This window comes from Laceyella sediminis, from assembly GCF_003003125.1.
GTDB classification, from domain to species: domain Bacteria; phylum Bacillota; class Bacilli; order Thermoactinomycetales; family Thermoactinomycetaceae; genus Laceyella; species Laceyella tengchongensis.
The window spans coordinates 55,919-79,934 of the sequence record NZ_PVTZ01000013.1 but is presented as its reverse complement, the minus strand read 5'-3'; the positions used below and the strand labels follow the sequence as shown (position 1 = coordinate 79,934).

At 50.3% G+C, this 24,016-nt stretch carries 22 protein-coding genes, 1 riboswitch and 2 other annotated features (1 of these 25 only partly in view); of the genes, 6 read left to right on the top strand and 16 right to left on the bottom strand.

What is annotated here, in order from left to right:
- Window positions 1-201, bottom strand: a binding site (T-box leader) (it extends 48 nt beyond the left edge of the window).
- Window positions 202-264: 63 nt separating this feature from the next.
- Window positions 265-513: a binding site (T-box leader), on the bottom strand.
- A 345-nt stretch (window positions 514-858) separates the two neighbouring features.
- The gene (locus CLV36_RS17420) at window positions 859-1,014 is read right to left on the bottom strand and encodes a hypothetical protein (protein ID WP_181353076.1); all 156 of its coding nucleotides are present in this window, start codon (window positions 1,012-1,014) and stop codon (window positions 859-861) included.
- 224 nt (window positions 1,015-1,238) lie between these two features.
- On the opposite strand from CLV36_RS17420, the gene CLV36_RS14040 reads away from it, so the two are divergent.
- Both CLV36_RS14040 and CLV36_RS14035 read left to right on the top strand, forming a co-directional pair.
- Window positions 1,239-2,045: a Cof-type HAD-IIB family hydrolase gene (locus CLV36_RS14040; protein WP_102991725.1), complete on the top strand. Its 807-nt coding sequence runs from the start codon at window positions 1,239-1,241 to the stop codon at window positions 2,043-2,045.
- A gap of 238 nt (window positions 2,046-2,283) precedes the next feature.
- Window positions 2,284-3,516: a threonine synthase gene (locus tag CLV36_RS14035; protein WP_223248040.1), complete on the top strand. Its 1,233-nt coding sequence runs from the start codon at window positions 2,284-2,286 to the stop codon at window positions 3,514-3,516.
- Window positions 3,517-3,701: 185 nt separating this feature from the next.
- Here CLV36_RS14035 and CLV36_RS17415 read toward each other — a convergent pair whose 3' ends face one another.
- Genes CLV36_RS17415 through CLV36_RS18050 form a run of 3 tightly spaced genes read right to left on the bottom strand, consistent with a single transcriptional unit; the run spans window position 3,702 to window position 4,938 of the window.
- Window positions 3,702-3,854, bottom strand: coding sequence for a hypothetical protein (locus CLV36_RS17415; RefSeq protein WP_181353074.1), 153 nt, complete (start codon window positions 3,852-3,854; stop codon window positions 3,702-3,704).
- A gap of 2 nt (window positions 3,855-3,856) precedes the next feature.
- A complete protein-coding gene (locus tag CLV36_RS14030; RefSeq protein ID WP_219904916.1) occupies window positions 3,857-4,630 on the bottom strand; it encodes an AAA family ATPase in 774 nt (257 codons plus the stop codon).
- Complete coding sequence (locus tag CLV36_RS18050) at window positions 4,615-4,938, bottom strand: SPASM domain-containing protein (protein ID WP_416332402.1); 324 nt, start codon at window positions 4,936-4,938, stop codon at window positions 4,615-4,617. The genes CLV36_RS14030 and CLV36_RS18050 overlap by 16 nt, the downstream gene beginning before the upstream one ends.
- A 415-nt stretch (window positions 4,939-5,353) precedes the next feature.
- Between CLV36_RS18050 and CLV36_RS14015 the strand changes: the two genes are divergently transcribed.
- Both CLV36_RS14015 and CLV36_RS14010 read left to right on the top strand, forming a co-directional pair.
- A complete protein-coding gene (locus CLV36_RS14015; protein WP_106343086.1) occupies window positions 5,354-5,743 on the top strand; it encodes an HNH endonuclease in 390 nt (129 codons plus the stop codon).
- Window positions 5,744-6,029: 286 nt separating this feature from the next.
- Window positions 6,030-7,337 (top strand): amidohydrolase, encoded by a 1,308-nt coding sequence (locus tag CLV36_RS14010; protein ID WP_106343085.1) that lies wholly within the window; start codon window positions 6,030-6,032, stop codon window positions 7,335-7,337.
- Window positions 7,338-7,452: 115 nt separating this feature from the next.
- On the opposite strand, the gene CLV36_RS14005 is transcribed toward CLV36_RS14010, so the two are convergent.
- The 5 genes from CLV36_RS14005 to CLV36_RS13985 all read right to left on the bottom strand — a co-directional run bounded on the left by CLV36_RS14005 (window position 7,453) and on the right by CLV36_RS13985 (window position 14,880).
- Window positions 7,453-10,557: an MMPL family transporter gene (locus tag CLV36_RS14005; RefSeq protein ID WP_106343084.1), complete on the bottom strand. Its 3,105-nt coding sequence runs from the start codon at window positions 10,555-10,557 to the stop codon at window positions 7,453-7,455.
- 91 nt (window positions 10,558-10,648) lie between these two features.
- Window positions 10,649-11,977, bottom strand: a complete 1,329-nt coding sequence (locus CLV36_RS14000; protein ID WP_102991716.1) for a sensor histidine kinase — start codon at window positions 11,975-11,977, stop codon at window positions 10,649-10,651.
- Window positions 11,974-12,678 carry a response regulator transcription factor gene (locus tag CLV36_RS13995; protein ID WP_102991715.1) on the bottom strand — a complete coding sequence of 235 codons (705 nt, stop codon included), beginning with the start codon at window positions 12,676-12,678 and terminating at the stop codon, window positions 11,974-11,976. The genes CLV36_RS14000 and CLV36_RS13995 overlap by 4 nt, the downstream gene beginning before the upstream one ends.
- A 115-nt stretch (window positions 12,679-12,793) precedes the next feature.
- Window positions 12,794-14,197, bottom strand: coding sequence for a sensor histidine kinase (locus tag CLV36_RS13990; protein ID WP_146130646.1), 1,404 nt, complete (start codon window positions 14,195-14,197; stop codon window positions 12,794-12,796).
- A gap of 2 nt (window positions 14,198-14,199) precedes the next feature.
- Window positions 14,200-14,880 carry a response regulator transcription factor gene (locus CLV36_RS13985; RefSeq protein WP_102991713.1) on the bottom strand — a complete coding sequence of 227 codons (681 nt, stop codon included), beginning with the start codon at window positions 14,878-14,880 and terminating at the stop codon, window positions 14,200-14,202.
- 280 nt (window positions 14,881-15,160) lie between these two features.
- Between CLV36_RS13985 and CLV36_RS13980 the strand changes: the two genes are divergently transcribed.
- On the top strand, window positions 15,161-16,801 hold the full coding sequence (locus tag CLV36_RS13980; RefSeq protein ID WP_106343082.1) for a SulP family inorganic anion transporter: 1,641 nt from the start codon (window positions 15,161-15,163) through the stop codon (window positions 16,799-16,801).
- A gap of 241 nt (window positions 16,802-17,042) precedes the next feature.
- Here CLV36_RS13980 and CLV36_RS13975 read toward each other — a convergent pair whose 3' ends face one another.
- From CLV36_RS13975 to CLV36_RS13955, 5 genes are all read right to left on the bottom strand, one after another.
- Window positions 17,043-17,717, bottom strand: coding sequence for a CBS domain-containing protein (locus tag CLV36_RS13975; protein ID WP_106343081.1), 675 nt, complete (start codon window positions 17,715-17,717; stop codon window positions 17,043-17,045).
- Between the two features lie 222 nt (window positions 17,718-17,939).
- Window positions 17,940-18,290, bottom strand: a complete 351-nt coding sequence (gene spoVAE / locus CLV36_RS13970; protein ID WP_029071947.1) for a stage V sporulation protein AE — start codon at window positions 18,288-18,290, stop codon at window positions 17,940-17,942.
- Window positions 18,290-19,309 carry a stage V sporulation protein AD gene (spoVAD, locus tag CLV36_RS13965; protein WP_106343080.1) on the bottom strand — a complete coding sequence of 340 codons (1,020 nt, stop codon included), beginning with the start codon at window positions 19,307-19,309 and terminating at the stop codon, window positions 18,290-18,292. The genes spoVAE and spoVAD overlap by 1 nt, the downstream gene beginning before the upstream one ends.
- Before the next feature lies 1 nt (window position 19,310).
- Window positions 19,311-19,799 carry a stage V sporulation protein AC gene (gene spoVAC / locus CLV36_RS13960; protein WP_106343079.1) on the bottom strand — a complete coding sequence of 163 codons (489 nt, stop codon included), beginning with the start codon at window positions 19,797-19,799 and terminating at the stop codon, window positions 19,311-19,313.
- A gap of 11 nt (window positions 19,800-19,810) precedes the next feature.
- The gene (locus CLV36_RS13955) at window positions 19,811-20,671 is read right to left on the bottom strand and encodes a DUF421 domain-containing protein (protein WP_102991708.1); all 861 of its coding nucleotides are present in this window, start codon (window positions 20,669-20,671) and stop codon (window positions 19,811-19,813) included.
- Window positions 20,672-20,813: 142 nt separating this feature from the next.
- On the opposite strand from CLV36_RS13955, the gene CLV36_RS13950 reads away from it, so the two are divergent.
- Window positions 20,814-21,020, top strand: coding sequence for a DUF1657 domain-containing protein (locus CLV36_RS13950; protein ID WP_022737225.1), 207 nt, complete (start codon window positions 20,814-20,816; stop codon window positions 21,018-21,020).
- 51 nt (window positions 21,021-21,071) lie between these two features.
- On the opposite strand, the gene CLV36_RS13945 is transcribed toward CLV36_RS13950, so the two are convergent.
- Window positions 21,072-22,901 carry an APC family permease gene (locus CLV36_RS13945; RefSeq protein WP_106343078.1) on the bottom strand — a complete coding sequence of 610 codons (1,830 nt, stop codon included), beginning with the start codon at window positions 22,899-22,901 and terminating at the stop codon, window positions 21,072-21,074.
- A 127-nt stretch (window positions 22,902-23,028) separates the two neighbouring features.
- Window positions 23,029-23,160, bottom strand: a riboswitch (cyclic di-AMP (ydaO/yuaA leader).
- A 211-nt stretch (window positions 23,161-23,371) separates the two neighbouring features.
- Entirely contained in the window at window positions 23,372-23,989 is a 618-nt protein-coding gene (gene cdaS, locus CLV36_RS13940) for a sporulation-specific diadenylate cyclase CdaS (protein WP_102991706.1), read from the bottom strand.
- Between the last annotated feature and the right edge of the window lie 27 nt (window positions 23,990-24,016).

Here is a 24,016-nt window from a genome sequence, read left to right as displayed (position 1 = left end):
ACGGGAAACGGGCTCTGTGAGTCCATGGTCGGACTCCGGTTTGATAACGGGCCCCTCCGTCACCCGCTACTGCATATTCAGCCTGTTCGCGGGTGAAGCTCCAAGGTGATCTTCAACGATCGGTCGCCACCGCCCTTCCAGCCTTGGGGCGGCTCTCTGTCGACTCCCTTGATCGCCTACTCTCCTTGTCATCGCTAACCTATCAAATGAACTTTTTACCATCATAAAAAATTCTCACGCCCCAACGATCGAACTCTTGTCAATCGCTGGGGCGTGAGAACGCGCGGTACCACCCAGTTTCCCCGTCTTCCTCACGGAAAGCGGGCTTTGTGAGTCCATGGTCGGACTCCGGTCTGATAACGGGACCCTCCGTCACCCGCTACTGCACATCAGCCTGTTCACGGGTGAAGCTCCAAGGTGATCTTCAACGATCGGTCATCACCGCCCTTCCAGCCTTGGGGCAGCTCTCTGTCGACTCCCTTGATCGCCTACTCTCCTTGTCATCGCCAGCATTAGATGAATCATCCGGGAATTTGTTATACGAATTATAATCCCATTCTTTTTTATCGTCAATATATTTTTCAAAATAAAAATGTGACAAGAAAAACCATCTCCGGAGAGATGGTCCCTTTGTTGATCCAGTGACCGAAAAACCATTGTTGTCGGGAGATAAGCCCACTTCCAAACGGCCGCACTCCATACCGTTATCCCTCATTGGTCTCCTAGGGTGTGTCTGGCAAATCAAGTTGGTGGGGAAGAAGCGGCGGAAAAACCTTTTCGCGAGGAGCGCCGATGCACAAGTGAAGCGAATGAGAAAATGGTTTTGGGCCGCTGGCCTATTCATCAGACATGCCTTAGTCATGGTTGGCTTTCCTCATCGTCAACGGGATGAAGATTGTACGCTTCCTGAATACCGGCCGTGATATGCGTGTCAGGATCATGATCGGCGGGATAATCGGCCAATTCCCCATCCGTCCATTCCGCTTGAGCCTGCAAGTCTTTTTCCTTATCCATCCAATCCCTCTTTTCCGCTGGAATGATGTTGACCATCGCTTTCAAACTCATTCTTAGCTTTTTGATCCAGCGAACAAAATATGCAAGGCCTTCGAGATAGGCGGTGAAAGCCCGATCTCATCGTCCCCATTTAGCCTGATCAGGTGTGGAACACAGCCATCTTTCGTGAGATGATAGAGAGAGGCAGGCAGATCTACCGCCGATAGCAGGAGGGAGAAAAACCATTGAAGCAACCATACTTAATTGCGATCGACTTAGATGGAACCACATTGAAAAATGACAAAACCGTTTCCGCCAGAACGAAACAAACACTGCGCCGCGCCGCCAAAGAGGGACACAAAGTTTGCATCGCCACCGGCCGGCCGCATCATCTTAGCAAAGCGTATTATGAAGAGTTGGAGCTCGACACTCCCTTGGTCAATTTCAACGGGGCATATGTGCACCATCCGCACGATCCCAACTTCGGCCCTTATCATACAACGTTGCCTTTGACCACTGTCAAAGAAGTGATTGCCATCTGTGAACGTTTCAACGTACGCCATATCATGGTTGAATTGTTAGACAACGTGTACATCCGCGAGAAAGACATCATCATGGACCACTCGTTTTTCATTGCGGATCGTCCCTTCCATCAAGGCGATTTAAGTCAATTGTTGACGGAAGATTGCACTTCCATCCTAATTCAACCGCAAGAATCCAACATGAACGACTTGTTCCGCCAATTGCAAAACGCACACGCCGAAGTGATTGAACAGCGCAGTTGGGGGGCGCCGTGGCATATGATCGAAATCATCCGGCACGGCGTCAACAAATGGGTTGGCGTGGAACGGATCGCCGCCTATTACGGCATTCCTCGCGACCGCATCATTGCATTCGGCGACGAGGACAATGATCTGGAAATGATTCAGCATGCAGGCCAAGGCGTCGCCATGGGAAATGCCATTGACGCTTTGAAAGAAGTGGCCTACGCCGTCACATCGAGTAACGAAGAAGACGGGATCGCCCAGTATTTAGAAAAAGTGTTGTGGTAGTGGCGCTTCCCTTTTGTAGAAAATGATCGATGGCTGACCAATCCATCGGTATGAGATCGATACCAAGAAACACCTCGCTTTACAGATTAAAAGCTCGGCTCTTCAGACTGGCTTTTTATTGCTTGCGCCAGAAACCACCCAAAGCACGAATCCCTCTGCCAACTTGTGACATAGAGTGTGAATGTGAACAACATTCTCATGCAATGACAGTTTGCTCATCAAAAACGGAGGTGATCTAGTGTTCAGTTACGCCACCCACTTGTCATGCTCCAAGTGCGGAGGCACAAGCGAAATTAACCGGATCATGCAACAATGTAGTTGTGGAGCTCCGCTGCTCGTCCAATATGATTTGGCGAAATTGCGCAACAGATTGAAGCCGGAAGACTTGCGCAATCGGGTTAACAGTATGTGGCGATACCATGAATTGTTGCCTGTACAGGATCACGCGCACATCGTTTCGGCCGGCGAAGGGATGACACCTTTGCTCCCCTTGCCCCGACTCGCCGATGACATGGGCATCTTCCGTTTGCTTATGAAAGATGAAGGCATAAGCCCTGGCGGCACCTTTAAAGTTCGGGGCGCAACGGTCGGCGTGTCCCGAGCCAAAGAACTGGGTGTCAAAGAGCTGTCCATGCCGACAAACGGCAATGCTGGAGCGGCTTGGGCACTTTATGCGGCCAAAGCCGGCATTCAGTGCCATATCGTAATGCCGCTGGACGCGCCTCTGACGGCAAAGGTCGAGTGTGTGATCGCCGGTGCCCATCTGGCCTTGGTCAACGGACTCATCAGCGATGCGGGCAACACGATCGCCCAAAGCATTAAGGAACATGGGTGGTATGACGCGTCCACTCTCAAAGAACCTTATCGTATCGAAGGCAAAAAAACGATGGGCTTCGAAATCGTGGAACAACTGGAATGGCAACTTCCGGACGTGATCTTGTATCCGACCGGTGGCGGCGTGGGATTGATCGGCATCTACAAAGCCTTGCAGGAATTGCGTGAACTGGGATGGATAGGAGATCGGCTCCCGCGCTTGGTCGCGGTGCAAGCAGAAGGATGTGCACCCATTGTCAAAGCATGGTCTGAACAGAAGCAGACCTCCACTTTTTGGAGCGGTGCATCCACTGTCGCGTTTGGGATCAACGTCCCCAAAGCGCTCGGCGATTTCTTGGTGCTGGAAGCGATTCACCAAACAGCGGGATGCGCATTGGCTGTGGAAGATGATACCATCCTGCAAGAACAAAAGCGGATAGCCCGACTGGAAGGTGCCTATGTGTGCCCTGAAGGAGCGGCCGCATTTGCGGCAGCGCGACGATTGCGGGACAGCGGATGGATTAGCGTCGATGAGACAGTCGTTGTGCTCAACACAGGAGCTGGCATCAAATATCCAGACAGCGTCCAACTCAACGTGCCAATATTGCAACCCGGCCAACCCCTCCCTTCCTCGCACCTCACCGACCATAAGGATTAACCGACCCATCGAATACAGGGGCGGAAGAAACAACGACTCTTTTGCTGCCATGGCCTAGCATTAGAAAAATGACTTGAGAACCGTATGGGAACTCAAGTCATTTTGTGTTTATACAGGAAGCTCGAGAATAAAAAACTCCCAACTCTTCTTGTTGGGAGTTAATAACTTTTATTAGATCTCTTATTTTAAACGACATCGAGGAAAAAGTTTTTGCGCATGACGATGAAGCGGTCACGCCAGCCAAACACGGGATCTCCCTGTAAGGTAACATGGAAATATGAAGCTGCTTTCCTTAATGATTTAACCATGAACGCTTGATGGTCTTCCCACTCATCCATAGTTAGTCCTCCTCCAAAATGTGACGCAAATAAAAGGATGGATCATTTAGATAACGCCGCCAATGGTCAACTAAATCAAGTTCCTTCCATGATACCATGCGAATGCCATGAGACCCAAATTCAAAGATCTCCGCACCAGGAAGTGCTGTCAACAAAGGAGAGTGTGTGGCGCAAATCACTTGGCCACCTGTGGTAGCTATCCGATTCATGAGAGCTACCAAACGCAAGCATGATGAAAAGGACAAGGGTGCCTCAGGTTCATCCATGAAATATAAACCAGGATCATCAAACATGGTATTAAGGACGGTTAAGAAGCCCTCACCATGACTCATTTCCGTTATGTTTTCCTCCCAATACCCATACATCCCTGAGACAAACGACATAAACCCAAAAGCAGTCTCAGCCCGCAAAAAATACCCTTTTCTGCGCCGGAATGAGGCGGAATATTTAGAACACTTCGGTGTATAGTCTAGCTGCATCACTTCTCCAAGCGGCGTTTTCGGTCGATCATTCACGTATTTGCGTCCCGCTCGACCTCCTCTTGCATCTAATCCGTATGCCTCAGCCAACGCTTCAATAACAGTTGACTTTCCTGATCCATTCTCACCCACTAGGAAAGTAATTGGTACAGTGAACGTAAGCCCCTCTTCTAATAATTGGGCAACAGCTGGTACATTAAACGGCCATTGGTTTGGATTTGTTGAAGCGACTTGACATACAGCCCTTTCAATAATCAATTTCTTCACCTGTTTCTTAAGTGTTAATAGCTTGGCCAACAACGTCTGCTCGGAGCGCAAGGATTACAAGCAGGTGAGCATCGCGGTGGGCACTGCGGCTCACATCTCCCATAAGTTGGACCGCATGACTCTTTATCATCATCTTTATCATCTTCATCAGAACCCATACTGATGAAATATTCTTTAAGTTGTTTGCGCGCACTTGCAAGCACTTGCATTTCTATCAACTCGGGGAACGATCGATCCAATAGATTACCCAACGGCTTCCATCTGGAAAAAACACAAGGCCAAACTTCGCCTGACGGTGACACCGCCAACCCCCCATCGCCCACAAACCGGTTGAGCATCTCGGACACCTCTACCAACCTGCCGTAGGTTATCATATCCTATTTTATTTTCGTTCACATCCAAGTCAATAAACATCTGTTTCGCTTGCTCAACCCGTTGATCCTCTACCATACTGATAATTCCAACTCGAATTGGAATTCGCCGCCGCACGGCTTCTGTAATCCCATCCTTCGTTAATTGGAAACTCTGCCGATTTATAACAGCCGCATGTTTACTTTCATTATCAGAATAAAACAAACATTTTCTTCCACTCTCTTTTCTTTTTCTGTGACTCCTCTTACCCGTTTTCTATAACACTATGGTCTCAACTAAATCTACAAAACCTTTCAACCTAATCAATAACCAAAATATTATCAGACAAGTATATCAATTCGATAACCTGTCGATGATAGGGGTTGAAAGGAGGTGAGTATAATGAACACGAAATGGGCTAAGAGAATAAAGAAAAGAGATGGTTATCAATGTGTCGTTTGCGGTAGTAAAAAACATCCGTCCGCTCATCATTTGTTTTCTAAAAGTGCTTATCCAGCTTTGAAGAACCACAAGGACAATGGAATCACGCTATGTCGCTTCGGTTGTCACCAGCAATTTCATGATAAATATGGTTCAATCAATACACCTGTGCAATTTATGAATTGGTATGTTGATCAATTGCTTGCTGATAAGGTGATCAATGAGACTCAACTAATTACAGTAATCAAACGCTGTCATCTTGCATACAAAGCTTACGAATCACTCTGTCTACAGGATGAGTCCATGAAAGAAGCGGCTTTAGCGAAGGAGATGGCCCTTATTGGCAATTGATCAACATATCAACGAAAGGTTAAAAGAAACGCATGACGAGGCGCTCATCGGAAAAGGTTTTTCCGCCGCTTCCACTCACCAACTTGTTGTGCCAGTCGTACTTAAGCTGGTAGTCCTCTACCCTCACCGAGTTGTCCCCCTGCGACAAAGCCGTTAGTTGTTCAATAAAAGTAGAGAAGCTTTCTTCCAAACATCACTCTTTCATTCAGAAGAAAAATAATATATTATATCAAATTAAAACCATACCATTGTTACCAAGTCATTTTAAGACAAAGGAGCACGCATGATGAAGAAGGCATTTACTCATTGCAATATCTTCACACTGGATGAACAAGGCACCCAATATGAAAACGGCTGCATCATCGTCAACGACGGCACTATCGAATATGTCGGTGAATACCACGATGCCTTCGTTCAAGCATGCGATGAACAAATCGATTGGACAGGCAAGTGGGTGATGCCCGGCTTGGTGAACAGCCACGTGCACATCGTCATGAACGTTCTCCGCGGCGCGGCGGAGGATTTGAGCTTGCATCGTTGGCTCAACGAAAAGATCTGGCCGCTGGAATCCAAATTCACCGACGAGATCGCTGAAGTGAGTGCCCAAGCGGCCCTGATTGAAATGATCAAGTCCGGCACCACCACCTTTAATGATATGTACAATCCGATCGGCCTGGATTGCACGCGCCTGTATGAAACCGTCAAACAAGCGGGATTGCGAGGATATTTTTCTTACACACTGTTCACGCCCCCCGACGGGAGTAGTGAAGCCGACACCTTGGCCAGAGCCAGAGACGTCGCCAACTACATTCGGCGGGACAACTCGCTCGTCTCCACAATGATCGCACCACATAGTCCTTACGCTTGTTCGACCGGGCTCTTACAAAAATCGGCCGAGCTGGCGGCGGAGTTGGGTTTGCGCCTGCATATTCACGTATCGGAAACGGAACATGAAGTGGATCTCATCCGTTCACAACATGGACTAACCCCGGTGCAATATCTGCGGGAAATCGGTTTCTTCCAAGCCCCGGCCGTCTTCGCGCACGGTGTGGTGCTAGATGAGCAGGATAAAGAAATCCTGCGCGAGACAAACACCACCATCGCCCACAATCCCGTCTCCAACTTGAAGTTGGGATCAGGAATCGCCGATGTTGCCGCATTGCTCGAGGAGGGAATCCATGTTGGCATCGCCACGGATAGCGTCGCATCCAACAACAATCTGGACATGTTTGAAGAGCTACGGATTGCGGCCTTATTACAGAAAGGAACGCATCGCAATCCAGAATTGATCCCAGTTGACACCATTTTGCGTATGGCTACGCACCAGGGGGCCAAAGGGTTGGGCCTAGCGAAAACAGGCATGCTCAAACCAGGATTTGCTGCCGATTTCATCACCATCCATCCCACCGGCAAAATCCACCTCACCCCCTCCAACCACGCGTTGTCGCATCTGGTATACGCCACCAACGGCAGAGATGTGGAAGACAATGTGGTAAATGGGCAGTTTCTCATGAAAGACAAGCAATTGCTAACATTGGATGAAGAACGCGTCAGCCAGACACTCAACCGACTCTATGCGGAGCATCTGCAATAAAAACAAGGCCACCCCCGCCTTTTGGTAGGGGTGGCCTTTCACGCATAGAGAGAGCAATGCCTAGGTGCAGGGGCGACCATCATATCAAATCAAGGTGTAACCCCGCTTCCGACATCTACAGTTCGATTCCGGCAGGTTCCGAAACGGTGCTCTTTTTCACCTTGGGCTGAGCCAGCCGCTCGGCGAGCGCAATAACCGCCGGAATGAAGAGTGGCAAAATCCATGCGGATAACAAAATCAGCGCCAGGATGACCACGGTAGCGATTTGCAACAGAGTGACCACCCCAGACGGAAGCATGGCCGCAAAGGTGCCACACAGGATAACGGCGGCGGAGATGACCACACTGCCGGTGTGTTTCATCGCTTCCTTAATCGCGATAGTGGGTCGATGCAGCCCATACTCCTTATACCGCATCAATACAAAGATGCTATAATCAACACCCAAAGCGATGATCATGATGAAAGAGAAAAACGGCACCGTCCACGACAGGCCCGGGTATTGGAACAAGTGACTAAACCCGAATTCGGTCACTGCCAGCGAACTAAAGTAAGCCAAGACCAAGGCCGCGATCACGCTGAGGGACAACCAGAAGGAGCGGAACAGCACGATCAGCATCAGGCCGATTCCGACCAACATCAAGATCACGGTGCGGCTGAAATCCTCGGCGGACATCCCTTGCAAGTCGCGGTTGATGGAGGAAACCCCGCCGACACCAAATTCCGCTTGTTCATATGGCGAATGTTTCAATGTCGCGCGTACGGTCTCTTCAATTGCTTTCGCCACTTGCATCGCCTCTTCGCCATAAGGGTCCTCGGCCAGCGCCACCGTCCATTTGGCCGATTGGCGATCTTTGGACATGTACATATCGAGCGCTTTCTGGAAGTCTTTGTTTTTGCGGGCCTCTTCTGGCACAAAGAAGGTACGCGTCGCGCCGGAACCGGTCACTTGGCCCAGATATTTGTTTGCTTCAGACAGCCCAGCAGAGATTTTTTCTACCCCTTTGGCGCTGGAAGACAAGCCCGACTGCAATTGCTTGATGCTGGCGGCAAATTGCCCCAACCCTTGATCCAAGCGTTTCTGGCCTTGATTGATTGCGTTGAGGCCATCTTCGATTTGATCCACTGCGTCAACGGCTTGAGCCTGCCCGCTGGCCAATCGTTTCGCCCCTTGCGTCATTTGGTTTGCCGCATAACTCATCTGTTTTTGGGCGACGGCAATCTCTGCCAAACCGCCATTGGCCGCTTTCAAGCCTTGCGCTGCGCGAGACAGGGAACCTTGCAATTGGTTCATACCGGCTTCTACGCCGCCCGCCTGCGCTAACAAGAGATTGGCTTTCTCTTTGATCTCTTGCACATTGGGATCATTAGGGTCCAATTTATCCGCGGCTTGGTTGATCTGGGCGGCCAATGCTTTGATCCCGGCCACCTGCTGCCGCAACCCGTCCGCCCCAGCAGCCAACTGATCCAACCCGCCGGAGATTTTCATGTATTCACCCACCAACTTTTCATTGCTGGATGAGATTTGCTTCAGTCCACTCTCCAGTTGCGCCAATCCTTTAGCCAGTCCTGGTTGCTTAGCGCTCCCTTGGCCCAATCCGGCTTGAATCTGCTTCATCGCTTGTTGCACTTGATTAAGCCCATCCCGCGCCGCTTTTGTGCCGTCCACCAATTTGCCAACTTGATTCAAGTCACCTGTGGTGGCAGCACCCATTTTTTCTGAAGCTTGGGACAGACCGGCCGAAATGGCATCCAGCCCATCGGTCGATTTGCCAATCCCGTTTTCCACCCCTTTGGCTTGATCGTTGAGGTAGAACTGGTCGATCGGCTCCCCACCAGGCTGCGTCGGGCCATACACCGTCTTCACTCCGGGCAGGCGGCTCAGCTTCTGATGGAGCTGGTCAAGAAAAGCGAGTGCTTCCGGCGAGTCCAGCCGTTCATCGTTCTTTATAACCACCGTTGTCGGCAAGGTCTGACCCGGGCCAAACTGATCGGCCACGATGCGGAAGCCGCGCACCGAATCATAATTCGGGTTTACTTCCTGCAGGCTGTCAAATGACAGGCGCCCTTCATGGAAAAACCATGAGCCGGCCAAGATCCCGACTAACACAATGGAAATGACGGGGCGTTTGACAGAGAAATGGCCCAGCTTGCGCCACAGCCCATTCTCCCCGTGACTGTCCAGCTTCCGTGAGGGCCAAAAAATGGCGCGGCCCATGACAGCCATGAAGAAAGGAACCACCGTGTATAGAGCCAGCAACAGGAAGGCGATTCCGATGGCCACCGCCACCCCTGACTGGTAAACGCTAAACTGGGAAAAACCGAGCATGCTAAACCCGATCAGCACAGCCAGCCCGCTGAAAAACACCGTTTTGCCCGCGGTTTGATAAGTGGCGATGATCGCTTCCGCCACATCGTTCCGCTTGGCTAATTCTTCCTTGAACCGCATAAACAACAAAATGTTATAATCCGTGCCGATGCCGAACAGCACCAAGATCAAAAAGGTTTGCGTCGTATTGGCAAACGGGAAGTCGACTGCCTCCACCAAGTGGGAAACCGTTGCCATCGACACGAGGTACGTCAACCCCACGGTAAGCAGTGAAATGAGGGGCGTCACCGGAGAGCGGAAAATGATGACCAATACTGTGATGATGAACAGCACGGTCAACAATTCCGTTTTCTTCACTCCGTCCAAAGACGTTTGGGCAAAATCCTCGTTAATAAACTCATTGCCCGTCAAATAGGTGCGAACGCCTTCGACTTGCACCGCCTTGGCGAGTTGCTCCCGCAATTCGGCCACTGTGCGCCCGCCCTGTTCAATCTCCGCGATGGCCATTACCGTCGTCTTGTCTTTGGAAATCAACTGCTCCTCCGACTCTTTGTTACCAAAGGGCTGCAACATGGAAGTGACCCGCAGTTGTTTGCTCTTTTCCAGCGCAACGAGCTTCCGCTCAATCTCCTTCATTTGCGGCGAAGCCAGTTTTTTGTCCGCATGGAATACAATCAACGCTTGCACGTTTTTAGCGTCATTGTCCTCGCCATCCATCTCTGCGAGCAATTTGGCGGCCTTGCTTGACATGAATTCATCCGCAATTTGCGGTTGCCCTTTTTCGCGAACCAATTTTTCAGTGGAGGGCATCGTCACAAACAGAACGGCGGCGGCCACCACCCATAACGCAAAGAACAGCCACTTGCGTTTGAGAACCCACTTCAATCCTTTCATCTCTCCTTCCTGAGTTGACTCACTGGTCACACTTTAGCAAGGAAAATAAATCAAATCTAAATCAAATATGAAAAAAGATAAAAAAAGTAGGTCAATCCGATGACTGGGCGATCGGGATAGCAAATCTGACCGCCAACCCACCCAAACGGGCAGGAAAAGCCTCCATTTCTCCGCCATGCCGCTCCACGATCGTGCGGCAAATCGCCAACCCCAAACCGGTGCCGCCGTTTTCGGCCTGCCTAGCCCGATCGACGGTGTGAAATTTGTTGAACAGATGCGGCAACTCCGCTTGCGGCACACCCACGCCGTTGTCTTCGATCAGAAACTGGGCCATCTCCGCATCAATATAGCCCGTAAAATGGATCATCAAATCTTCCGTTTGCGCATAACGGACAGCATTGCTGATCAAATTGGCCACCACCCGGCGTAGCCATTCTGGGTTGGCGTCGAGGCGCGTTTCCTCCGTAAACAAGTGATGAGCGCGAAATCCGATACCCAACCCGGCGCACTCGGCTTCATATTCAGTAGCGATCGAGTTAAAAAAAGCATCGGCACGGATCAACGAAGTCTGCATCTCGATCAGGTCTACTTCATGTTTGCCATAGGCTGAAAACTCTGCCACCAAGTTTTGCATGCTGGCGGCTTTGGTCTGCAACAGCCGGATGGTCTCCTCCTGTTTATTCGGATCTTTGATCACCCCCGACGCCAACAATTCCAAAAACCCCTGAATGGTGGTCAGGGGTGTTTTCAAATCATGCGCAATAGAGGTGATCATGTGCAACTGTTCTCCATAAGCGCGATCCAACCGTTGTTCCATGGCGTAGACATGGCGGTACAAGTCACCGATTTCATTGTTTTGCCGATAATGGATAGGTTGGGGGCGCCGCCGCAACCGGATTTGGGACAGGCGCTTGTTCAGATTCTGAATCGGTTTGGTGATAAAATGATGGAAATGAATAGTCATACCGATGAGAAAAATGACCAATATGAAAACAAACGCAAACACCGTCCAATTGATTAACCGCCCCACCCCAAACTCAACCAATCGCGGTTGGCGGATGATCTTCAACTCCCCCACTTTTCGCTGGCCGTCATTCACGGGCAATGATAAAGCCACGGTAAACCGGTTGGGCGCAAGGGTTCCTTCTGCGAAACGACCCACTTCGCCACGGTATTCCAACCGTATGCCCTCCTCGGCGGCCATCTGCCGCAACGCTTGCTTCAAAGCCTCCGGTTGGCGGTGAAGCTCTTCCACTTGCCTCACCATTGCGATATTTTCCTGAACATCCTCTTCCGTCCGGTCAGCCACTTGTTGGATAAACACATGATGCACATAAAAAACTAAAAAGCCCAGTACCCATAAAAAAACCACCACGGCCAACACCAAAAAGAGACAAGGAATCTTATACTTCAGTTTCATTTGTCCTCACCATGCAACAGCAGCTTGTAGCCCACGCCCCAGATGGTTTTGATCATCGCATTGCCTGCGCCCAACTTCTTGCGGATGTTTTTGATGTGCACTGTGACCGTATTCATGTCACCCTCGTCGTCTCCCCAGACGCGCTGGTAGATTTGTTCGCGCGACAAAACCTGATTTTGATGCTGAAAAAGAAAATAGAGAATCTGAAACTCCTTGGTAGACAAATCCAATTTCTGCCCATCCAAGTACGCCTCATAGGTGTTTTCATTCATGGATAGTCCGCTTAGAGACGGCACCTTCGTGGCACTCACATCGCCTTGAAGTTGGCTAAGCCGCTCCGAGCGGCGGAAGTGGGCTTTGATCCGTGCCACCAACTCCTGCACCCCAAACGGTTTGGCGACATAGTCATCGGCACCGATCTCCAGACCGATCACTTTGTCGATCTCCCGATCGCGCGCGCTCAACAGAATGATCGGCATGTGATATTTCCGTCGCAACTGGCGGATCGCTTCTAAGCCATCCATCTCCGGCATCATGATGTCCATCACGATCAAGTCGATGGGTTGCTGTTCTACCAATTCCAGCGCCTGTCTGCCGTTACTGGCAGCGAACACGAGGAATTGTTCATAGGTGAGGGCTTCGGTCAATAGTTGAACAATGCCCTGGTCATCATCCACGATCAGGATACTTTTTGCCGACATCGATTGCCTCCTGTCTTTTGTGTTTGTGATAAGGGTCTCGTGTGTACCAAGAACCGGCAACCCCTTTCTAAGAGTAACACATCCCGCTCCCCTTCCTACTGCCAAACAGCCGGGGTCACGAAGCGCATTCCTCTTCCGCATCGGCCAACGGAAATCGCATGACAAACGTGGTTCCCCGCCCCAACTGGCTCTCCACCTCAATCGATCCCCCGTGCAACTCCACCAGGTGTTTGACAATCGGCAATCCCAAGCCCGTACCACCATGCTTGCGCGAACGTGACTTTTCTACACGGTAAAACCGTTCCCAGATCCGGTTCACTTCCACTTCGGAAATACCGATACCTTCATCAATCACTTTAATCACCGCTTCCCCCCTCTGTCTGAACAGTTCGACCAACACCTTGCCTTGTGGCTTGGAGTAACGTAGCGCATTGTCCACCAAATTCATGATGATTTGCCGAAAGCGGTTCACATCAGCCTGAATGCGGACGGATGGCACAAGGTTTCGTTCCAAGCGAATTCCCCACTCAGCGGTGAAGGGCTCCATCTCCTCCAGCGTTTTATGGATCACCGGCGCAATGTCAACCCTTTGCTTGCTTAGCGCGAACTTTCCTTCATCCAATCGGCTCAATACGATCAAATCCTCAACAAGACATTCCAACCAATCCGATTGGTCATAGATAATCCCCATCAAACGGCGGGCATCCTCCGCGGGAAGGTCCGCGCGCCGCAACAGAGCGGCATACCCTTTGACATAAGTGAGCGGCGTGCGCAACTCATGGGCAACATGGGTCAAAAATTCCTTGCGGGAGGACTGGTAATACAACAAACTCTCCGCCAGCAAATTCATTTGTCTGCCCAATGCGGCCACTTCATCCTGCCCTTTGATCGGGACGCGCACGTGGTAATTGCCTTTAGCTAATTGCTCCGCGATTCTACCCATCTCGATGATCGGACGGCTGATCCGCCACGACAGGACCATGCCCACTCCCATGACGATGACCAAGACGCCAGCGACAGCCAGCACAATCATGAATTTGAAAGAGTGAAGCGTGCTCTCCAGCAAGGTCAACTCAGCGCCCATGGCCACCATCCCCGACAGGGTTTGACCCTTGATGATGGGGCTTGATGCCATCATGTACACCCGCCCGTCCACCTCCAACAAACGAACGAGCGATCGTTCTTCCGAACGCGCTCTTTTTCGCTCGGCCTTCGCGAAGGCGAGCAACCGCTCCCGCATCGCAACGGGGGCGCTGACCCAACTTCTCCCGTCAGTGGTTAAGACACACAGGCCGGTGGTCGGGCCATTTTCCATCCCCAGCACATGCCAGAGCGCGTCTCGGCTAAAGTCATGTGCCAGAAAAACGGCATAAGAGCGGGAACGATCCCGCAAAAAAGATTTCATGTATAACTTGTACTCTTCCTTGATGATCAAAAAACACAAAAACCCCAACAACCCGAGGCCGGTGATCATAATGACCAGAATCATCGCCATCCATTTGGTCGTGACATGCTTCATCTTCACATCGCACCCCACTTATAACCAAATCCCCAGACTGTCTGTATCACTTCCTCCTGGAGCCCCGCTTGGCGCAATTTGGTGCGCAAGTTCTTGATATGGGTGTCTACTGTGCGGGCGTCGCCGTAATAGTCGAACCCCCACACTTTCTCCAACAATTGCTCCCGGGAAAAGGCCTGTTTGGGATGCTGAGCCAGTGTGCGCAACAAATGAAACTCGATCGGGGTCAATTTGATCTCTTCCCCGTCATACCAAACTTCCCTTCTCGCCCAGTCGATCTGCAATCCCTTTGCCAGCCCTTCTTGTTTCTGGCTGCGCTTTCGCGTCCGCCTCAACACCGTGTGGATGCGGGCCACCAACTCCATGGGTTCAAAGGGCTTCGTGATATAATCATCCGCCCCCAACTCCAATCCCTCCACCCGGTCCTCCAAATCGGAACGGGCGGAAAGAAAGATGACGGGCAAATCCGTTTGCTCTTTCCGCAATTGGCGCAACAACTCTCTTCCCTCCATGCCCGGCATCATGATATCCAGCAGGCACAAGTCAAAGGAGTTACTCCGAGACAAGCGCAAAGCCTCCCGGCCGCAACTGGTCACGGTCACGCTGAATTCCGGCTTCAAAATCATGGACAGCAATTCCAGCATGCGCGTCTCATCATCAACAATCAGCACAGACGCTTTCATTCACCACACCCACCCAACCACTTGACGGATTATCTACCAATTCCACTCAACTCCTTCATCGTTTCTTCAAGATTTTCCATTACCCTATGTTAATGACGGGAGCGAAAAGCCAAAGCCCGCAAATCGCCACGATAATCGACCGAATAATCAAAATGGTTTGATGTGATGGTATCACAGACCTCTTTTTTTGTCGAAACAGCGACAATCCCACCAATCACTATGTTTGCACTATAAAATACTACTGTGCACCGAATGATTATTTCATGAAGGAGGAATAACAATGTTCAAAGATGGAAGATTTCATGCTTACACGATCCAATCTTTTCACAAAGATGTCATGGCCGGCATTGTTGTCGGCGTTGTCGCACTCCCATTGGCATTGGCATTTGCCATCGCCTCGGGCGTCCGTCCCGAATACGGCTTGTACACTACCATCATCGCCGGTTTCATCATTTCGCTGTTAGGCGGTTCCAAATATCAAATCGGAGGACCGACCGGCGCGTTTGTGCCACTACTGTTGGGCATCGTGGTCACGCATGGATACGAGAGCCTGTTGATCGCCGGATTTATGGCTGGGGTGATACTCACATTCATGGGGATTTTCAAACTGGGCAATCTCATCCATTACATGCCCCGCCCAGTAACCATCGGCTTCACCACGGGCATTGCCGTCATCATCTTTTCCGGGCAGATCGCCGCATTCTTAGGCCTGCATCAATTGAAAAAGGAATCAACCTTTCTGTTGCAAATGAAAGAGCTCATCAATAACCTCATCCATGTCAACCCATACAGCATCATCACCGCCATCATCTGTTTGATCACGATACTGATCACCACCAAGTGGTTTCCCAAGCTACCCGGTGCGTTAGTAGGGTTAATCCTATCCACCTTGGTTGCCACCCTGTTTTTCCCGGGAAAAGTGGCCACCATTGGCACCGTGTATGGCGGCATTCCCAATGAGTGGCCTACTTTCTCCTTTCCCGCATTCACTTTGGAAAAAGGGATTGAACTCTTCATTCCGGCGGTGGCCATCGCGATGTTAGGTGGAATTGAATCATTGCTGTCCGCGCTGGTCGCCGACAACATGGGAAACACCAAGCACCACAGCAATCGGGAATTGATCGGTCAGGGGATCGCCAACATGGTCACTCCTTTGTTCGGGGGCATTCCAGCCACCGGAGCCATCGCGCGCACCGCAACTAACATTAAAAATGGCGCCCAATCCCCCGTCTCAGGCATCGTACATAGCCTGTTTGTCTTGCTCGTCTTGCTTGCGTTCGCGCCGCTCGCCTCTCAAATCCCACTGTCCAGCATGGCACCTATCTTGATGTTCGTCGCTTGGAATATGTCCGAACGAAACGAATTCGTCCATATCCTTAAAAGCAAATCTGGGGATGCCGCCGTTCTTCTGCTCACCTTCACGCTAACCGTGTTGACGGATTTGACCCTCGGTGTGTTAGGCGGCATCGGCTTGTCCGTCATCCTGTTTGTCATCAAAATGAGCAAAGCCTTAATCATCCAACCGCAGGTCGCCTCCGATACCGCAACGTTGAAAGTGAAATCGTCCCCTCACTCGCACGTGCGTGTGGTACATGTCGAAGGACCTCTTTTCTTCGGCTCGGCAAAACGGTTCATGTCATCCATCCAAGACCTCCCCGACCGTCAAACATTGGTCTTGTGCATGAACCATGTTCCCTATCTGGACGCGACTGGAGAAGCGATATTCGCCAAACTAGTCGAGAAATGCCATAAGCAAGGCAACACACTGCTTATCAGCGGCCTCAATGACCAACCCCGACAAGTGCTACAACGCGCCGGTTGGATGCGCAAAATCGGTTCGGAGCACTTTTTCAGCCAATTGGATGACGCACTTCGGTTTGCTGAGCAACAAGCCGACATCCCTCAGCGAGCGGCTAGATGAGTACCAAGCCCCGCAATCTCTCGATCCGAACAAGGTGGCCATCGCGTACATGGTGGGTAAAAAAAATCACAATCATTTAAGGTAGGAGCTATGACATCCTCCTTAAATGATTGTGATCTTAAATAAAAAAGGGACTGTCTCCTTGCAACGGTAAACCGAAGTTTAAGCCCCATGCACACTCCGGGTTCCTTAGCAACAACAACTCCCTGCAAATCCTCTCTCACATGCATGGGGTAATGGTTCAAGAAAAGAACTTCTTATGTTTGACTTTCCATTTCCTTTTCTCATTCGCTTTGTTCACCGACAGGCCGTCGCCTGGCAACGGTTCGGCCCCAAAGAACTCAATCACTTGCTCCATCATCACTTTCCGGGTCAAAATGCCCAAGAAACGCCCTTTGACATCGATGATGGGCGTGTAAGAATGATTGAGCAACACTTCAAACGCAAACGAGAAGATGGAGTTGGCCAAGATCCCCAGACAAGTTTTGTTCATCGCTTCTTTCACCGCATGTTCTTTTAATCCGGAGAAATCGCCTTCGCGCTGGTTTAATTGTTGGACAAAATCCAAGATGTTGGTTTTGCTGATGACTCCCTCCACCTCGCCCGCATCATTGATGACCGGAACGGAGCTCAGCTTTTCCTTTGTCAACACCCGCAGCGCTTGATCCAGTGACAACTCAGGATGAACGGTGGTCACACATTCTTTGGGAATGATCAACGATTCAATTCCTTGTGAAAATAGGTAAGCGTTTTTGGCAAACATATCGGTAACCCCTTTTGCGAGATAGTGTAAAAAGGCGTTCTCTTTTGAATATGAAAAAACCGCAGGATCATGGTCTGCGGGCTTTTGTCGCTCTCCCGTCCCTTCTTCTGCCAAGCTGGTGGGATGGGTTGCTCGCACATACTTCCCAGACACGTCCTAGGCGCAAGCTGTCCACCTCTGCTCGCGACGGGGGAAGATTTAGCAAATAGCGACATATATATTTAACGCAAATCATACCTTTATGAATGTATCTTTGCAAGACTTTTTTTGCGTCGATGCGTTTCCGTCTGTAGAGTTAAGCGCAACCATCCCAAAGGGACGGCCCGCGCCGGAGTGCCGGAGCGGGCCGTCCCTTTACTCTTGATAACGAAGCCTTTACCCTTTTGGTTTCACAAACAACGCGGCAAAAAATGCAAAAAAAATCGCCGCCGTGATCCCCGCGCTGGTGATCTTGAAAATACCAGTGATTGCGCCTGTCCATCCATCCAACTTCATCTGCTGAATGGCCCCGTGCACCAATGAATTGCCAAAACTGGTGATCGGCACGGTTGCCCCTGCACCAGCAAATTTGATCAACGGTTCATACAAGCCGAGACCGTCGACAATCGCGCCCGCAACCACCAATGTCGCCATGGTATGGGCTGGCGTCAACTTAGCCACGTCAAACAAAAGCTGCCCCACTACACAGATGGCTCCACCAACTAGAAAAGCCCACAGATATTGCATCATCCGCTTATGTTCCCCCTTTCTATTGAAACAGCATGCGCAATGCAGGGAATGGTCTCCCCTTGCTGATAAGACAGCGGAGACAGCAGTGCCCCAGTCGCCACAACCAAGATGCGGTTAAATTCTCCCTTTTTCATGCGGTTCAGCAAATGGCCGTATGTGACCACCGCGCAACAAGCGCACCCGCTCCCTCCCGCTTGCACCATTTGCTTGTCATAGTCGTATATCATCATGCCACAATCCCAGTATTTCGCCAGATCGACCGGAATCCGGTGTTTCTCAAGCAAATCGCAGACAATGCCATGCCCCACCTTTGCTAAGTCGCCGGTCACAATCAAGTCATAATGGTCTGGCGTAATCTGCAAATCGCGAAAATGCGCTTGGATGGTATCGACGGCTGCCGGCGCCATGGCCGCACCCATATTGAACGGATCGGTCACCCCCATATCAACCACGCGGCCAATCGTGGCCGAGGTGACGATCGGGCCTTCCCCCTGCTCGGAGATGACTGCCGCCCCCGCGCCCGTCACTGTGTATTGCGCGGTCGGCGGCTTTTGAGAACCATATTCTGTGGGGTAACGGAATTGCTTTTCCACCGCTGAGTTGTGGCTACATGTCCCTACCAGCACGTCGGTGGCCGCCCCCGCATTCACCAGTAGCGAACCCAGTGCCAAGCTCTCCATCGAGGTAGAACATGCCCCAAAAACCCCCAAGTAAGGCATCCCCAAAGTTCTCGCCGCAAAGCTGGTGCTGACAATCTGGTTCATCAAATCTCCGGCGATGAAAAACTGAATCTGCTCTTTTGTGAGCCCTGATTTGTCAATGGCCAGTTGCGCCGCTTCCTCAATCAGCATTTTCTCCGCTTTTTCCCAACTGTCTTGGTTTAGCGTGGACTCACCATGGATCACGTCAAAATCTTTGCCCAATGGCCCCCGCCCTTCAAAGGGGCCAACAACTGTGGCCGTCGACTGGATGACCGGCTTTCTTTCAAACACCCAACTCTGATGACCTTTTCGCATGTTATGAACCCCCACCTGCAATATTGGGATTGAATAACAAATGCAACAACGCAATAATCACGGCGGCAACCGTTCCAAACACGATGACTGATCCCGCCAATTTGAACATTTTTCCTCCAACCCCCAAAACCATCCCTTCACTGCGATGTTCAATCGCAGCCGAAGCCATGGAATTGGCAAAGCCCGTCACGGGTACCGCTGAGCCCGCTCCAGCCCATTGGCCGAATTTATCATATACTCCCAAGCTGGTGAAAATCACGGACAACAAGATCAGCGACGCCACCGTCGCGGTGGACGCTTGGTCTTCGGGAAGGCCAACCCATTTCATGTACATATCTTGCAACAATTGCCCTACGATGCACACACCTCCCCCAGCGATAAAGGCGCGCAGGCAATTTTTGAAGACAGGGCGTGGAGGTTCATGTTTTTTAGCTAGCTTTTGATATTCTTGTTGCACAGGTGTCAGTTTCTTCTTTTGATTGTTTGCCATTGTTTCTCTCCCTAACTGATTAACTGTGGTTTGATTTCCTTGATCACTTTTTGCAATTGATGCGAGCTTTGCTCATACAGCTTTTTGGCTTGCTCATCGTCCGTCGACAGGCTAAACATCTCCAGGTCGGCCTCACATTTTTTCAGTGTGGCCAGCAACTTCGCTTTTTCTTGCGGCGGCTGGATCTGGATTTGATCATCATACAGATCGGTGTACAGCTGGCCGTCTGAGTCGACTTGGCCGATGAACACATTTTCCAATGCCACCCCTTGCTTCTCCAGCTCCGTTTGCAACCATCCGCGATTTAAACCCCGGGTGGCCAATTCTTCATCCAAGATCGCGCCGTCCTCGATTACCACATGGGGTTCGTCCTCATGACCGACCTGAAGCCCCAACATCTTAGCCGTGACTGGCCGCCTGTCCTTATACGGCAATACGTTGATATTTCCGTTGGCTTCCATCACGGCAAATTCAACATCACTCACATTGAAAATGTTTTTGTTCCGCAGTTGTGCCATCATCTCTTCAATAGTGATCCGTTCTTTTTTCAGGTTATCTTCCAGCACTTTTCCGTTTTTGATTAAGATGGTGGCTTTGCCGTCAAGCCATTCCCTCGCTTTTTTGCTTTTCAATTGAAGGAGTTCAATTCCGAACGCTACCGTTGCCCAAATGGCTAATGAAACAATGCCCAAGTGCCATTTTTCGCCCATTTCCAGAGGAATATAGGCCGCCAAGCTGCCAATGGTGATGCCGGTTATGTATTCAAAGAGTGACAGTTGGTTCACTTGCCTTTTTCCTAGCAACTTGGTTAGCACGAAAAGAATGATGATCGCCACCAACGTCCTTAGCGCCACTGCAATCCAATCCGGCATGAAGCCCGCCTCCCCTTGATTGGTGAAATCATTATTGCTTAGTATGATCTCTTTCCGGACGGATATGCATTTTTTTGGCATCATAATCAGATGTTCATTGCGCAGATTAAGCCTATGACAATAATGAAAAGGAGGTTTTCCTATGACGATTGCATCCGATGTCAAAACCTGTGTCGCCTCGCTTAAAAGCGCCCAAGCCAGCTTAGAGCAATTCGCACTTAGCACCGAAAACAAACAAGCCAAACAGCTTTACACGCAAGCCGCGCAACAGACCCAACAAATCATCGATCAAATCACACCTCGCGTACAACAATTGGAAAACGAAGAACCCCAATACAAAGGATTTTAAGCGCGGTAAAAAACCCGCTCCCAGAACTAAAAAGCTGGGAGCGGGGTTTTTTTATTGCTTCAGTTGATAAGGAACAATAGTGACAATGACGCTTTTCATTTTGAGGAGATAGGCTAAAATGAGAAAACCGGACTGGTTGTGGAGAAAGCTGTGCCACCATTTTCTAGTGATAAATTGCGGCATGACCACGGTCACTCTGGTGTTCGTTTGCGCGGCCTTCTTTTTCATTAAGTCGATGAATTCACTCAGCGGTCCCAATACACTTCGGTAGAGAGAATGCAAGGTCACCAGCCTCACTCCCGTCTGCCATTCGTTCCATTCCTTTTCCATGCGGTCGATAGCTTCCGGACTGGACCCCACATACACGGCCACCACATTGTCGGACAAGGATTTGGCATAATGGAGTGTTTGTTTGACCACAGTGGTGACACCAGCGACAGGCACAATCACCATGTTGTCCATGTTGTCCAGATCTGTGATTTTTTGCGCCAGATTTACCCGTAGCTGTTCTCCCACCGCTTGATAGTGCTGATAGATTTTGTGGAAGACATACACACAGGCCGGAATAAAGACCAGCGTCATCCACACTTGGCCGAACTTGGTGATATAGAATATGGCTAAGATCAGATAACAAATCAACGCACCCGACAAATTCACCAACAGCTTGCCGATCCATCCCGGTGGCTTTTCCCGCACCCATTTGACGATCATCCCGGTTTGGGACAAGGAAAATGGGATGAACACCCCGACCGCATAAAGGGGGATCAGGCTTTCCGTATGCCCGTTAAACACGATGATCAGGAGGATCGAAGCCAACCCCAAGGTAATGATCCCATTGGAGTAGCCCAGTCGGTCTCCCCGCACCATAAACGCCCGCGGCATATATTTGTCTTTAGCCAAGCTGTACGCCAACAACGGAAAGGCAGAAAATCCGGTATTAGCCGCCAGCACCAAAATCAACGCCGTCGTCCCTTGTAGAAAATAATAAAGGAGATTACGGCCGAAAATAGATGTGCCCAACTGCGACAAAACGGTTTCTGTTTTTGAAGGAGCAATCCCGTACCAATAAGCTAAAAAAACGATGCCAGCAAAGAGCGTTGCCAAAATCCCCCCCATGAGCGCCAACGTGAAAGCGGCATTTCGCGGAGCCGGATCCCTAAAATTGGGGATGGCATTGGAAATCGCTTCAACTCCGGTTAACGCGGAACACCCAGAGGAGAAAGCTTTCAGGATGAGGAACATGCTGACACCCATCACCGGCGTCCCCAACGGTGGTCGTGCATCGGCTGGAGCTTGACCGGTCAACACCTGATACAAACCCATGCCGATCATAATCATCAGAGACAGCACAAACAAATAGACAGGATAAGCTAGAACCGAAGCCGATTCAGTCAATCCCCTCAGATTCAACAACGTGAGCAACGCCACCAAGCCAACGGCAATCACCACATTATGGGGGTGTAGCGCCGGAAAAGCGGATGTGATGGCATCAGTGCCCGCTGACACGCTAACGGACACAGTCAAAATATAATCGATCAGCAAAGAGCCTCCGGCCACCAAACCATAGTGTTTCCCCAGATTCTCTTTAGCCACCATATAGGCGCCCCCACCCTGGGGATAAGCGTAAATGATTTGCCGATAGGACAAGATCAAGGCACCCAACAGAACTAACACCCCGACTGCGATCGGCAAGGAATACCAGTAAGCCAGCATGCCGACCGCCGCCAAAACGATCAAAATTTGCTCCGGACCATAGGCGACCGATGACAAGGCATCAGACGAAAGAATGGCCAATGCCTTCACATTGCTTAATTTTTGACTATGCAACTCATTGGACCTGAGTGGTTTTCCAATTAATATGCGTTTAAACTGACTTATCATGCGGTTATTTCCTCCATTCACATGAAAACAAATCCTCTAACTCGACTCAGCATTAACCTGCCCCAGGCAAAAAGAAAAAACCACGAAAAAGAGAAACTCTTTTTCGTGGCTTGAATGCACGAAGTTTCCCTCCTCTCATTTGCGCTTACGAGGTTAGCTGACGGATTCGGGTCATGAGAGTAACCCTACCCAAGCATTGCCTGGGATTCACCCCTGTAGATTGGTTCCCCCGCTCACTAGGATTCAGCGACGATGAGTATATTATGGAATTAATCGTATATTACTCCCATCAACTAGCGTTGTAAAGAGGCAAGTTAGTTAGTGCCATAGCGATCTCTGCCCTTTCATCCCCTAGGACATCTAGGCTTGGCGATCGGTGCCAAAAAGAAAAGGCCCGCTTGGGCCTGAGAGGCTGGTTACCTATGATTTTTTGGCGACTCTCAACACCTATGAGACAGGCGGTAAGCCATTCAAGTGGCCATTCCAATCACATATAGCCGACCGTTCAAGGCAAACGAAGCGCGCCCGGTTTCTTCGGACACCACAATCACAATCGCATCGCTCAATTCGCTCAATCCCAAGGCGGCCCGATGCCGGGTGCCCAATTTTTGGTCATCCTCTACCTCTTTGTTTGACAAAGGTAGCACGTGAGCGGCGGAAACGATCTTGTCATCTTGAATCAACACCGCGCCATCATGCAAGGGGCTGCCCGGATAAAAAATCGACTCCAAAAGCGAGCTGGAAAACTTCGCCTGAATCATCGTCCCATGGGCAAGCAATGAAGATAACGGGTCTTGGCGTTGCACCACGATCAACGCTCCGTGCTTCCGCTCCGACAGATGGGCGATACTTTGTAGCAAGCCTACATATTGGTTGGTGAAAGGCGATAGATAGCATTGCAAGTAAAAAGATGAAGCCAACGCTTCACTCATCACGATTTGATTTCTTATGCTTCTAAACTCGCCCAGCAAGCATTTGTCCTCATCATCTACCACTTCCAAAAAGCGGTTGATCTGATCGGCAACAGCCAACAAATTCTGGACAAGCTGCTTTTTCAAAACCGACGTATCGCAATCGTTCACACTCATGTCTACACCTCAAACATAACAGATGGG